Genomic DNA, 13,068 nt, shown 5'->3' with positions numbered 1-13,068 from the left:
GGGGCCCTGGCGCAACAGCCCTTGGCCATCGGCCAGCCGCTGTTCATCGGCCCGCCGGCGGCCACCGGCATCACGCGCCAGGACGTGGAACGCGGCGTGACGGTCGATTCGCGGCAAAGGCGGGACTATGCCCCACTGGGTGTGCGGCTGGGCAGCTTCGTCCTGAACGGGGTGGTCGATGTCGGCCCGGGCTTCGACAGCAACCTGCAAGGCACGAAGAGCAACCGAAAGTCGGACGGCTTCGTGGACGAGGCTCTGGCGGTCAACCTCGACAGCAACTGGACGACGCACGCTCTCGGTGCCTTCGCCAATATGGATGCCCGGCAATATTTCAGCAACAGCGGCTTCGACTGGACGGATTGGGAAATCGGCGGCTATGGCCGTTACGATTTCAATGCCTTCTCCAACCTGGAAGGTCGGTACCGGCACATCCGGGACCACCTGGACGTCTTCAGCCCAGATGTGCAGACCGCGGGTGTTACCAGGCCGGTTCCCTACAGCTCCGACGAGTTCACGATCAACGGCAATACCCGCTTCAACCGGGTCGGGCTGTTCGGCAACGGCTATTACCGCACCTTCCGGTATGACGACTTCACCGTGAACGGCGTTCGCAACACGGTGTCGCAAAACGACTTCGACACCGTGGTCGGGACCGTCGGCACCAACTACGCCATCGACGAGAACCGCTTCGCCACGCTGCAGCTGCGCTTGCAGGATGTCAGCTACACCCAGGCGATCTCGCACCCGCGCGACAGCTTCACCTGGGCCGTCCTGGCCGGCTTCCGCTACGACTTCGACGGCGTCTGGCAGGCCAATGTCAATATCGGCTACCAGGAGCGCACCTTCCAGGGCCCGGGGATCAAGCCGCTCAGCGGCCCCGCGGTCGATGCCCAGCTCACCTGGGCGCCCACCCTGCTGACCACGGTCCGCTTCAACGTGGCGCGGACCATCGAGGAATCGATCCGGCAGAATGCGGTCAGCTACACCCGCACCTATGGCGGCGTGTCGGTCGACCACGAATTCCGCCGCAACCTCATCTTCGGCGGCCAGCTCCGTGTCGACTACCGCGAATATCCAAGCCCCAGCGAGACCGCGCTCGATGGCGTCTTCATCGCCTCGGCGCGCTACCTGCTCAATCGCAGCATGTCGATTCTCGGAACCTATTCCTATATCCAGCGCTTCCAGGCGACCGGCGGCTTCGAGGAATTCGACCGCAACCTGGTCCAGGTGCGGCTGCGCATCGCCCTCTGATCCCGGACGACCGGGGCGGGCGCCGCGCCCGCCTCAGCCCGGCCGGGGCGCGGCATTCGGCGAGGCAAAATCGGGCGTGGCGAAATCCGGTGCCGGGATCGCCAGATAGGCAGTCCGCTTCGCCTCCAGCCGCCCCCGCGTCACGGTGTCGAGGACCAGGCCGCAGACGAAGGCGAGGAAGGACAGCAGGACCAGCCCCATCGCCAGCACCGCCGTCGGCAGCCGCGGCACCAGTCCGGTCTCGAGGAAGGTCCAGACCACCGGCAGGCCGAGGCCGAGGCCGAGCAGCAGCAATGCGGCGCCGATCCAGGAGAAGAAGGGCAGAGGCTTCTCCCGCTTCACCAGGCCGAGGATCGCCTGCAGGATCCGCCAGCCATCCTGGATGGTGCGCAGCTTGCTCGCCGAGCCGACGGGTCGTTCCTTGTAGGCGGTCGGCACCTCGCCCACCGGCAGCATGAGTTCGAGCGCATGCACGGTGAATTCCGTCTCGGTCTCGAACCCCGCGGCCAGCGCCGGGAAGCTCTTGACGAAGCGCCGCGAGAAGACGCGGTAGCCCGACAGCATGTCGGTGATGCGGTTGCCGAAGATGGTCCGGACCATGCCGGTCAGCACCCGGTTGCCAAGCCGGTGCCCCGGCCGGTAGGCCTCCTCCGCCTCGCTGACCCGGGTGCCGGTGACCATGTCCAGCCGGTCCTCGACCAGCCTCGCCACCATGCGCGGCGCCGCGGCGGCCTCGTAGGTGTCGTCGCCATCGACAAGCACGTAGATGTCCGCCTCGATATCGGCGAACATCCGGCGGACGACATGGCCCTTGCCCTGCAGCGTCTCGGTGCGGACCACGGCGCCGGCGGCGCGCGCCGCCTCCCGCGTCCCGTCGCGGGAGTTGTTGTCGTAGACATAGACCGCCGCCCCCGGCAGCGCGGCGCGGAAAGCCTCGACGACCCGGCCAATCGCCACCTCCTCGTTGTAGCAGGGGATGAGGACGGCGATCCGCGGCGCTGCCTGCGCAAGGGGCGGGGCAGGGGCCGGCGCGAAGCCGGGCCGGGCGGGGGCGGGCAGGTCAGGCACGGGGCGGCTCCAGCGGCAGGGGATCCTCGGCGGCTCGGCGGGGATGCGGCGACCCAATTAGACCACGACCATGGCGGAAGCGCGGCGGCTCATACCGATGGCCCTCCGTCGCCGGGCGCGAAGCTCCGCTTCGCCTGGCTTCGCAGCATAAGCTGCGGGGCTCGTTCGGGGCCTCGAACCGGTCACTCGACCGGTCCGTCGCCATCAGCCCCGCGCCGCGGCGAGCGCCGGGCGGGCGGCCCGGAAGACCAGCCGCCGGGAGAGAATGAAATTCCCCGCCATCCCGGCGAGCGACCCCGCGGCGACGCCGAGCACCGGATGCGCGGCGACCAGGGGCAGGCTGGCGATCAGCGCGGCATAGGTTCCATAATTCACCGCGAAGCCGGCGAGGTTGACCAGCAGGAACAGCGCCCATTGCCGCAGCGGCGCGGCGCGCGGCGCATCGCGGAAGGTCCAGGCGCGGTTGAGGGCGAAGGTCGTGCTGGCCGCGGCCAGGTAGGACACCACCCGGCCGAGCCAGGGGCCGAGGCCGAGCCACAGCCCGCCCATCAGCACGGCGGCATCGACGAGAAAGCCGGCCACCCCGACGATTCCGAAGCGGAGCAACGAGCGGAGCAGCGACAGATGCGCCCGGCAGGCGGCGACGAGGCGCGAGGCGCGACGGGGTGCCCCGGTCATCGCGGGGATCGGTCCATGCATGGGCGAGGGCGATAATCCGTCGCCGGGCGGAGGTCCAGACAATCCCTGGCCAGCCCGCGGCCGCACCGCACCGCCGGCCGGCACGACCCCCTTGCGCTGGCGCGACGATCGGGCTTGCCTTGCCGCGGCTTCACATGACGGGAACGGGATCATGGATCGTCGCAGCTTCCTCCTCGGCACGGCCGGGGCGGCCACCCTGCCGCTCGCCGCGCCGGCGCTGGCCCAGCCGGCCGGGGCGCGGGTGCTGAAATTCATCCCGCAGGCCGATGTCGCGGTGATCGATCCCATCGTCACCACCGCCTATGTCACCCGCAACCATGGTTTCGTCGTCTACGACACGCTCTATGGCATGGACGCGCAATTCAAGCCGCAGCCGCAGATGGCCGAGGGCCACCGGGTGGAGGAGGATGGTCGGCGCGTCAGCATCACGCTGCGCTCCGGCCTCAAATTCCATGACGGCGCGCCGGTGCTGGCAAAGGATGCCGTGGCCAGCATCAAGCGTTGGTGGCAGCGGGACGCGATGGGCCAGGCATTGGCCGCCGCGACCGAGGAACTGGCCGCGACCGATGACCGCACCCTGACCTTCCGGCTGAAGAAGCCTTTCGCGCTGCTCCTCGATGCCCTGGCCAAGCCCGGCAGCCCGGTCTGCTTCATCATGCCCGAGCGGATCGCGCAGACGGATGCGAACACGCCGATCAAGGAGGTCATCGGCTCCGGCCCCTTCCGATTCAAGGGCGACGAGCGGGTGCCCGGCAGCCTCGTGGTCTATGAGCGCAATCCGGATTACCTGCCGCGCGAGGGCGGCAGCGTGGAATGGACGTCGGGGCCGAAGCGGGCGAATTTCGACCGTGTCGAGTGGCATGTGATCCCGGATGCCTCGACCGCCGCCGGTGCGCTGCAATCTGGCGAGATGGACTGGTGGGAGCAGCCGACCGCCGATCTGTTGCCGCTGCTCAAGCGCAACCGCAACATCAAGGTCGAGGCCTATGACCCGACCGGGCTGATGGCACTCTGCCGCTTCAACCACCTGCATCCGCCCTTCAACAATCCCGGGATCCGCCGCGCCCTGCTCGGCGCCACCAACCAGGCGGACTACATGACGGCGGTGATCGGCACCGATCCCAGCACCTGGCGGGACAATGTCGGCTTCTTCCCGCCCGGCACGCCCTTCGCCTCCGATGTCGGGCTGGCGCCGCTGCAGGGGCCGCGCGACTACGCGAAGGTCAGGCGCGACCTCGCCGCCGCCGGCTACAAGGGGGAGAAGGTGGTGCTGATCGCCGCCACGGATTTCCCCTCGCTCAACGCGCTCGGGCAGGTCTGCCTCGACATGCTGCAGAAGTCGGGCATGAATGTCGACTTCGTCGCCACCGACTGGGGCAGCGTCGTCACCCGCCGCGCCAACCGCAACCCGCCGGACCAGGGTGGCTGGAGCATCTTCCTCACCTTCTTCACCGGGCTCGACTTCTTCAGCCCGGCCGGGCATCTCGGCCTGCGCGGCAATGGGCTGAACGCCTGGTTTGGCTGGCCGACCATGCCGAAGCTGGAGGCGCTGCGCAGCGAATGGCTCGACGCGCCGAACCTCGCCGAGCAGCAGCGGATCGCCCGCGAGATCCAGGAGGAGGGGATGCGCGAGGTGCCCTACATCCCGGCCGGGCAGTATTTCCAGCCCTGGACCTACCGGACCAATATCAGCGGCGTGCTGAACGGCCTGCCGATGTTCTGGAACGTCAGGAAGGGCTGATGCCGCCGGGCGGCGCGCGGTGACGCTGCGTCGCCCAAGGTTGCGCGACAATGATTCGATACATGAATGGCGTGGCGCGCCGCCTGGAAAGGCGGCGCGCCGCATGGTCTAGTGTGCCGCACGGACCACGAGAAGCGTGACGAAGAAGGCGGAGGCCGGGCAATGCAGCGACGCGATATTCTCCTGGGCGGCGCGGGGCTGGCGCTGGGCGGCCTCGCGGCCCCGGCGCTGGCGCAGCCGGCAGCGGCACGGCTGCTGAAGTTCATCCCGCAATCGGATCTCGGCATCCTCGATCCGCACATCACCACCGCCTATGTCACCCGCCATCACGGCTTCATGGTCTTCGACACGCTCTACGGCATGGATGCGGAGTTCCGCGTGACGCCGCAGATGGCCGAGGGCCACGTGGTCGAGGAGGACGGGTTGCGCTGGACCATCACGCTGCGGCCCGGGCTGCAATTCCATGACGGCTCGCCGGTGCGGGCGCAGGACTGCGTCGCCTCCATCCGGCGCTGGGCGGCGCGGCACCCGCTCGGACAGGAGCTGAACGCGCGGCTCGGCGAGATGTCGGCGGCCGATGACCGGCGCATCGTCTTCCGCCTCAAGCGTCCCTATACGATGCTGGCTGAGGCACTGGGCAGCCTGGTGACGCCCTGCTGCTTCATCATGCCCGAGCGGCTGGCGAAGACGGATGCTTCGAAGCCGGTCACCGAGATGATCGGCAGCGGCCCCTTCCGCTTCAAGGCGGATGAGCGCATTCAGGGCAGCCGCTTCGTCTATGAACGCTTCGCCGAGTACCGCCCGCGCGAGCAGGGCACGCCGAGCTGGACCTCCGGGCCGAAGCGGGTGAATCTCGACCGGGTGGAATGGATCGTCACCCCCGATCCGGCCACTGCCGGCGCCGCGTTGCAGAACGGCGAGACGGATTGGTGGGAGGTGCCGACCTCGGACCTGCTGCCGGTGCTGCAGGGCAACCGCAACATCCGCATCGACAACCCGAACCCGACCGGGCTGGTCGGTTGGGGCCGCTTCAACCACCTGCATCCGCCCTTCGACAATCCGGGCATCCGCCGGGCCCTGATGGGCGCGGTGAGCCAGGAGGACTACATGGTGGCGGTAACCGGCACCGATCGCAGCCTCTGGCGCGACGGCGTCGGCTTCTTCCCGCCGGAGACGCCGCTGGCGAGCGATGCCGGGCTCGAGGTGCTGAAGGGCCCGCGCGACGTCGACAAGGTGAAGCGCGAGATCGCCGCCGCCGGCTACAAGGGCGAGAAGGTCGTGCTGCTCGCCGCGACCGATTTCCCGACTCTGAACGCGCTCGGGCAGGTCGGCAACGACATGCTCCGCCGCTGCGGCATGAATGTCGAGTTCGTCGCCACCGACTGGGCCAGCGTCGTCGCCCGCCGCGCGAGCCGCGAGCCGGTGGAGAAGGGCGGCTGGAGCATGTTCTTCACCTTCTGGACCGGGCTCGACGTCATCAATCCCGGCGTCAACCAGCCGATCCGCGGCAATGGCAAGGATGGCTGGTGGGGCTGGTCCAGCTCGGAGCGGCTGGAGGCGCTGCGGCAGCGCTGGTTCGACGCGCCCGACCTCGCCGCCCAGAAACCCCTGGCACGCGAGATGCAACTCGCGGCCTTCGAGGAGGCGCCGACCCTGCCGCTCGGCCAGTACTTCCAGGCCACGGCCTATCGGCGCAGCCTCAGCGACGTGCCGAAGGGCATGCCGCTCTTCTGGAGCATCAAGAAGACCGCCTGAAGCCGGGCGGAGGCGGAGCAAGCGATGCATCGACGCGAATTCCTCGCCGGCACGGCCGCGGCGGCGACCCTGCCGCGCCTGGCCGTTGGCCAGCCCGCGGGCAGCCGCGTGCTGAAATTCGTGCCACAGGCCAATCTGACCAGCCTGGATCCGATCTGGACCACGGCCAATGTCACCCGCAACCATGCCTGGCTCGTCTACGACGTGCTCTACGGCATGGATGCGCAGTTCCGGCCGCAACCGCAGATGGCGGCCGGGCAGGTCTTCGAGGATGACGACCGCCTCTGCACCATCACGCTGCGGGAGGGGCTGCGCTTCCATGATGGCGAGCCGGTGCGGGCGGCGGATTGCGTCGCCTCCCTCCGGCGCTGGATGAAGCGCAGCAGCATCGGCCAGAAGCTGGAGCCGGCGATCGAAGAGCTCTCGGCGCTCGACGACCGGCGTCTCCGGTTCCGGCTGAAGCGGCGCTTCCCGATGCTGCTGCAGGCGCTGGCGACGCCCACCAACCCGGCCGCCTTCATCATGCCGGAGCGGATCGCCCGCACCGATCCCTATCAGCAGATCCAGGAGACGGTGGGCAGCGGACCCTTCCGCTTCCTGGCGCGGGACTACAATTCCGGCAGCTTCGTCGCCTATCAGCGCAACCCGGACTACGTACCTGTCAGCAGCGGCGAGCCGAGCCTGACGGCCGGGCCGAAGCGGGCCCATTTCGACCGCATCGAATGGCACATCATCGTCGATGCCGCGACCGCCTCGGCGGCGCTGCAGGCCGGCGAGATCGACTGGTACGAGCAGCCGCCGCCGGAGATCCAGGAGCTCTTCCGTCGCAACCGGCAGATCACCGTCGAGCCGATCGACCGGCTGCGCAACCCGGCGATCCTGCGCTTCAACCACCTGCACCCGCCCTTCAACGACAGGAAGATGCGCCAAGCCCTGCTGCCGGCGATCGACCAAGCGGACTACATGACGGCGATCGTCGGGCCCGATCCGGCGCTCTTCGCCCCGATGGGCGTCTTCACCCCGGACACGCCGCTGGCCAACGATGCCGGGATGGAAGCGCTGACCGGGCCGCGCAGCATCGACCGCGCCAAGGCGCTGCTGAAGGAGGCGGGCTACACGGACCAGCTCATCCGCCTGATCGGCCCGACCGACATCCTGGCGCCGGCGGCGATGACCCAGGTGGCGGGCGACATGTTCCGCCGGCTCGGCGTCAATCTCGACTTCGTCCTCACCGATTAGGGCAGCGTCATCCAGCGCCGGGCCAGCCGCGAGCCGGTGGAGAAGGGCGGCTGGAGCGTCTTCCTCACCGCCTTCGCCTCTTTCGAATTCGCCGATCCCGCCGGCAATTCCCCGCTGCGCGGCAACGGGACCAGCGCCTGGTTCGGCTGGCCGACCATGCCGCGGCTGGAGGAGCTGCGCGATGCCTGGTTCGAGGCGCCGGACCTCGAGGCGCAGAGGCGCATCGCCCGCGACATCCAGCGCACCGCGTTGGACGAGCTGCCCTATATCCCGGTCGGCTCCTACACCTCGCTCACCTCGCTGCGGCGCGACCTCCAGGGGCGGGTGCCGGGCTTCGCGCTGTTCTGGAACCTGCGGCGCGCATGATCGCGCGCCGCACCTTGCTCGCCGCCGGCGCCACGCTGCCGGCGGCGCCGGCGCTCTCGCAGTCCGCGGCGCGCGTGCTGCGCTTCGTGCCGCAGGCCGATCTCGGCGGACTGGACCCCGTCGCGGTCACTTCCAACGTCATCCGCAACCACGGCTACATGGTCTATGACACGCTCTTCGGCGTGGACCTGGCCTTCCGGGTGCATCCGCAGATGGCGGCGGGCCATCTCGAGGAGGAGGACGGCCGCAGCGTCACCATCACCCTGCGCGAGGGGCTGCGCTTCCACGATGGCGCGCCGGTGCAGGCCGAGGATTGCGTCGCCTCGCTGCGACGCTGGATGGCGCGCAGCGCCATGGGCCAGGCGCTGGCGGCGCGCACCGAGGAGCTCGCCGCGCTCGACGACCGGCGCTTCCGCTTCCGGCTGCGCGCGCGCTTCCCGCTGCTGATTGAGGCGCTGGCGATGCCGGCCAATCCGCAGCCCTTCATCATGCCGGCGCGCATCGCCGCGACCGATCCCTTCCAGCAGATCCGCGACCCGACCGGCAGCGGCCCCTTCCGCTTCCGCATGGACGAGTTCCGCCAGGGCAGCCGCGCGGTCTGGGAGCGTAACCCGGACTACGTGCCGACGCCGGCCGGCGGCAGCGGCCTCACCGCCGGGCCGAAGCTGGTGCATTTCGACCGCGTCGAATGGTCCATCATCCCCGATGCCGGCACCGCCGCCGCGGCGCTGAGCGCGGGCGAGGTGGACTGGCTGGAGCAGATGCCGGCCGAGATCCAGACGCTGCTCGGCCGCAACCGCGGCCTGCTGCTCGAGCCGATCGACCCGCTGCCGTTGCCCGGCCAGTTCCGCTTCAACCACCGCCAGCCGCCCTTCGACAACCCGGCGATCCGCCGCGCCTTCCTGCCGGCGATCAGCCAGGAGGATTTCATGACCGCGATCGTCGGCCCCGAGCCGGCGAAATTCGAGACGGGCGTCGGCTTCTTCACCCCTGGCGGCCCCTTCGCCAACGATGCCGGGCTGGCGCCGCTGACCGGGCCGCGCAGCATCGCCGCGGCGCGGCAGGCGCTGAAGGAGGCCGGCTATCGTGGCGAGAAGGTGCGCCTGCTCGGCACCACCGACATCGTCTCCACCACCGCCCAGGCGCAGGTGGCGGCCGATCTGCTGCGGCAGCTCGACCTCAATCTCGAGGTGGTGCTGAGCGATTGGGGCACGCTGGCGCAGCGGCGGATGAATCGCGGCCCGCTCGACCAGGGGGGCTGGTCCATCGCCTGCTTCGCATCATCCGGCATGGATTTCATCAACCCCGTCACCCATGCGCAGCTCCGCTCCGATGGCGAGAAGGCGGCGCCGGGCTGGCCCGACCTGCCGGAGGTCGAGCGGCTGCGCGCCGCCTGGCTGGACGCGCCGGACCTGCCGGCGCGGCAGGCGCTGGCGCGGCGGATCCAGCTCGCGGCGATGCAGGGGCTGCCCTACATCCCGACGGGCGCCTATTATTCGATCACCGCCCATCGCCGCACGCTGGTTGACCGGGTGAAGGGCTTCGCCATTTTCTGGGGCATCCGGAGGGCCTGAGCCATGCGCCGTCGCGGCCTGTTGCAGACGCCGTTCGCCCTGGGCCTCGCGGCGCCCGCGCTCGCCGCGACGCCCGGGGCGGGAAGGCTGCGCGTCGTGCCGCAGGCCAACCTCACCAGCCTCGATCCGGTCTGGACCACCGCCGTGGTCACCCGCAACCACGCCTTCATGGTCTACGACCAGATCTGCGCCCAGGACGCGCAGGGCACGATCCGGCCGCAGATGGCCGAGGGCTGGGTGGTGGAGGCGGACAGCCTCGCCTGGACCTTCACCCTGCGCGAGGGCCTGCGCTTCCATGACGGCGAGCCGGTGCGGGCGCGGGACTGCGTCGCCAGCATCCGGCGCTGGGCGCGGCGCGACCCGTTCATGCAGGTGCTCTGGCCGGATGTGGCGGAGGTGACAGCGCTCGACGACCGCCGCTTCCGCTTCCGCCTGCACAAGCCGCTGCCCTTGCTCCTCATGGCGCTGGGCCAGACGCAATTCCCCTGCTTCGTCATGCCCGAGCGGCTCGCCGCGACGGATGCCTTCCAGCAATTGCGCGACGCGGTGGGCAGCGGCCCCTTCCGCTTCCTCGCCGATGAGTGGAACCCGGGGCAGCGCGCCGTCTGGGCGAGGTTCGACGGCTACCTGCCGCGCCAGGAGCCGGTGGACGGGCTCGCCGGCGGCCGCGCGCCGCGGCTCGACCGCGTCGAATGGACGGTGATCTCCGATCCCGCGACGGCGGCGAATGCCATGGTCACCGGCGAGCAGGATTACTGGGAATACCCGCTGCACGACCTGCTGCCGCTGCTGCGCCGCTCGCGCGAGCTGGTGGTGGAGCAGCGGCTGCTCGACGGCACCTACGGCATCTGCCGCTTCAACCACCTGCAGCCGCCCTTCGACAATCCGGGCATCCGTCGCGCCCTGGCGCTGGCGATCGACCAGCGCGACTACATGCGCGCCGTCGCCGGCAACGAGCCCGGCGGCTGGGAGACCTGCGAGGGCGTCTTCGCCTGCAACAGCCCGCTGGCGAACGGGGCCGGCAGCGAGGTGCTGAAGACGCGCAGCCTCGACCGGGCCCGGACGGCGCTGCGCGAGGCTGGCTATGCCAATGAGAAGGTCGTGCTCGTCGCCCCGGGCGACTATCCGCAGATCAACGCCCTCTCGCTCGTCACCGCCGATCTGCTGCAGCGGATGGGGATGAACCTCGAGCTCGTCTCGACCGACTGGGGCACGCTGGTGCAGCGGCGGACGAGCCGCGAGCCGGTGGAGAAGGGCGGCTGGAGCCTGATCCACACCACCGCCTCCGGCCAGTCGCTCAGCCTGCCGGTCTTCCACCTGTTCCTGCGGGCGAATGGCGATGCCGCCTGGTTCGGCTGGCCGCGAGATGCGGAGATCGAGCGGCTGCGCGCCGCCTGGATCGCGGCGCCCGACCTGGCGATGCAACGCCAGGTGGCGGAGGCGCTGAACCGCCGGGCGATGGAGGTCTTGCCCTACCTCCCGCTCGGCTTCTATTGGCAGCCCTCCGCCTGGAACCGCAAGGTGACGGGCGCCTTCCGCGCCCCCGCCACGGTGTTCTGGGGCGTGGCGAAGGACTGAAGGGCGCGATCCGGCGCGTTTGCTGGCATGGCGCGTGCAAGTCCATCGAGCCGAGAGCAAGCCGGCTGTCGCCGGGCCAGGGCGGCAACCGATGGATGCTGGCGCCCTGCCTAAGCTTAAGGCAGGCTGGCTGGAAACCGGGCGCAGCGGGCGCGTCCGGGCCGGAACTGGGAGACGACAATGGACCGCAGGAATTTCCTGAAGACCGGCGTTGCGGCCGGCGGTGCCGCCTTGCTCGGCGGCCGGCCGGCGCCGGCGCTGTCCCAGGGCGCGGCCGCGCGCACCCTGCGCTTCGTGCCGCAGGCCAACCTGGCCAATTTCGACCCGATCTGGGGCACGCAATACGTCGTCCGCAACGCGGCGGCGCTGGTCTGGGACACGCTCTACGGCTTCGACGAGGAGCTGCGCCCGCAACGCCAGATGGTGGAGTCCGAGGAGGTGTCCTCGGACGGCCTCACCTGGACCTTCAAGCTGCGCTCCGGTCTCAAATTCCACGATGGCAGCCCGGTGACCTCGCGCGACGTGGTGGCGAGCCTGACGCGCTGGTCCGCCCGCGATTCCATGGGGCTGATGCTGAAGGCGCTGCAGCAGGAGCTGGTGGCGGTCGATGACCGCAGCTTCCGCTGGGTGCTGAAGAAGCCTTATCCGAAGCTGCTGATGGCGCTCGGCAAGAACTCGACGCCGATGGCCTTCATCATGCCGGAGCGCATCGCCAGGACCGATCCGTTCCAGCAGATCACGGAGTATGTCGGCTCCGGCCCGATGCGCTTCCTGCGCAACGAATGGGTGCCGGGCGCCAAGGCGGTGTTCGAGAAATTCGCCGACTACCAGCCGCGGCAGGAGAAGCCGAGCTGGCTCGCCGGCGGCAAGGTGATCAACATCGACCGCGTCGAATGGATCGTCATGCCAGACCCGGCGACAGCCGCCGCCGCGCTGCAGAACGGCGAGATCGACTGGTGGGAGAACCCCATCACCGATCTGGTGCCTACGCTTCGGCGCAACCGCAACATCCGCGCCGACATCGCCGACCCGCTCGGCAATGTCGGCACCTTCCGTATGAACCACCTGACCACGCCCTTCAACTCGCTGAAGGCGCGGCAGGCGGTGATGGTCGCCCTGTCACAGGAAGACTACATGCGGGCGCTGGTCGGCGACGACGACAAGCTGTGGAAGCCGCTGCCGGGCTATTTCACGCCGGGCACGCCGCTCTACACCGAGGAGGGCGGCGACGTCCTGAAGGGGCCGCGCAACCTCGACCTCGCCAAGCGCCTGCTGGCCGAGAGCGGCTACAAGGGCGAGCCGGTGCCCTGCATCGTCGCGCAGGACCAGCCGATCACCAAGTCACAGGGCGACGTGACGGCCGACCTGCTGAAGCGGATCGGCTTCAACGTCGACTTCGTCGCCACCGACTGGGGCACCACCGGCCAGCGCCGCGCCATGAAGAATCCGGTGGGGCAGGGCGGCTGGAGCATGTTCCACTCCTGGCATGCCGGCGCCGACTGCATCAACCCGGCTGTCTACATCGCCATCCGCGCCAATGGCGACGGCGCCTGGTTCGGCTGGCCGAAGGTGCCGGAAGTGGAGACCGAGGTGGCGAACTGGTTCGACGCCCCCGACCTCGAGACCGAGAAGGCGGCGATCCGGCGCCTGAACAAGGCGGCGATCGAGAACGTCGTCTACGCGCCGACCGGCTTCTTCCTCACCTATCAGGCCTGGCGCTCCAACATCTCCGGCATCCAGAAGGGGCCGTTGCCCATCTTCTGGGGCGTGACCAAATCCTGACCGCCGGGACACCGC

The 13,068-nt window shown here is 69.6% G+C and carries 8 protein-coding genes and 1 pseudogene; 7 read left to right on the top strand and 2 right to left on the bottom strand.

The genetic code is table 11. The features are described from left to right. Nucleotides 1–21: 21 nt before the first annotated feature. Entirely contained in the window at nt 22–1,251 is a 1,230-nt protein-coding gene (locus tag HJG45_RS04495) for an outer membrane beta-barrel protein (RefSeq protein ID WP_171610898.1), read from the top strand. A 33-nt stretch (nt 1,252–1,284) separates the two neighbouring features. Here HJG45_RS04495 and HJG45_RS04490 read toward each other — a convergent pair whose 3' ends face one another. Both HJG45_RS04490 and HJG45_RS04485 read right to left on the bottom strand, forming a co-directional pair. After that, the gene (locus tag HJG45_RS04490) at nt 1,285–2,319 is read right to left on the bottom strand and encodes a glycosyltransferase family 2 protein (RefSeq protein WP_408902009.1); all 1,035 of its coding nucleotides are present in this window, start codon (nt 2,317–2,319) and stop codon (nt 1,285–1,287) included. A gap of 204 nt (nt 2,320–2,523) precedes the next feature. Next, nucleotides 2,524–2,997 (bottom strand): GtrA family protein, encoded by a 474-nt coding sequence (locus HJG45_RS04485; protein WP_171610897.1) that lies wholly within the window; start codon nt 2,995–2,997, stop codon nt 2,524–2,526. Between the two features lie 172 nt (nt 2,998–3,169). Here HJG45_RS04485 and HJG45_RS04480 point away from each other — a divergent pair, with 172 nt between their 5' ends. The 6 genes and pseudogenes from HJG45_RS04480 to HJG45_RS04455 all read left to right on the top strand — a co-directional run bounded on the left by HJG45_RS04480 (nt 3,170) and on the right by HJG45_RS04455 (nt 13,053). Further along, a complete protein-coding gene (locus HJG45_RS04480; protein ID WP_171610896.1) occupies nt 3,170–4,759 on the top strand; it encodes an ABC transporter substrate-binding protein in 1,590 nt (529 codons plus the stop codon). A 162-nt stretch (nt 4,760–4,921) separates the two neighbouring features. Next, a complete protein-coding gene (locus HJG45_RS04475; RefSeq protein ID WP_171610895.1) occupies nt 4,922–6,514 on the top strand; it encodes an ABC transporter substrate-binding protein in 1,593 nt (530 codons plus the stop codon). A gap of 24 nt (nt 6,515–6,538) precedes the next feature. Then, a pseudogene (locus HJG45_RS04470) lies at nt 6,539–8,119 on the top strand (ABC transporter substrate-binding protein). Further along, nucleotides 8,116–9,693, top strand: a complete 1,578-nt coding sequence (locus tag HJG45_RS04465) for an ABC transporter substrate-binding protein (protein ID WP_171610894.1) — start codon at nt 8,116–8,118, stop codon at nt 9,691–9,693. Before HJG45_RS04470 ends, HJG45_RS04465 begins: the two are co-directional and overlap by 4 nt. A 3-nt stretch (nt 9,694–9,696) precedes the next feature. Then, a complete protein-coding gene (locus HJG45_RS04460; RefSeq protein ID WP_171610893.1) occupies nt 9,697–11,271 on the top strand; it encodes an ABC transporter substrate-binding protein in 1,575 nt (524 codons plus the stop codon). 180 nt (nt 11,272–11,451) lie between these two features. After that, a complete protein-coding gene (locus tag HJG45_RS04455; RefSeq protein WP_171610892.1) occupies nt 11,452–13,053 on the top strand; it encodes an ABC transporter substrate-binding protein in 1,602 nt (533 codons plus the stop codon). The last annotated feature ends 15 nt before the right edge of the window (nt 13,054–13,068 follow it).

It is taken from the genome of Roseicella sp. DB1501, from assembly GCF_013112485.1.
In the GTDB taxonomy this organism is placed as follows: domain Bacteria; phylum Pseudomonadota; class Alphaproteobacteria; order Acetobacterales; family Acetobacteraceae; genus Paracraurococcus.
The sequence above is the reverse complement of the archived record's forward strand: the minus strand, read 5'-3'. Positions and strand labels throughout refer to the sequence as shown.

Excerpts from the sequence above, each read along its gene's own strand:
- HJG45_RS04460 (WP_171610893.1), top strand. The coding sequence starts at position 9,697 with ATGCGCCGTCGCGGCCTGTTGCAGACGCCGTTCGCCCTGGGCCTCGCG.
- HJG45_RS04465 (WP_171610894.1), top strand. The coding sequence starts at position 8,116 with ATGATCGCGCGCCGCACCTTGCTCGCCGCCGGCGCCACGCTGCCGGCG.
- HJG45_RS04480 (WP_171610896.1), top strand. The coding sequence starts at position 3,170 with ATGGATCGTCGCAGCTTCCTCCTCGGCACGGCCGGGGCGGCCACCCTG.
- HJG45_RS04485 (WP_171610897.1), bottom strand. The coding sequence starts at position 2,997 with ATGACCGGGGCACCCCGTCGCGCCTCGCGCCTCGTCGCCGCCTGCCGG.
- HJG45_RS04455 (WP_171610892.1), top strand. The coding sequence starts at position 11,452 with ATGGACCGCAGGAATTTCCTGAAGACCGGCGTTGCGGCCGGCGGTGCC.
- HJG45_RS04475 (WP_171610895.1), top strand. The coding sequence starts at position 4,922 with ATGCAGCGACGCGATATTCTCCTGGGCGGCGCGGGGCTGGCGCTGGGC.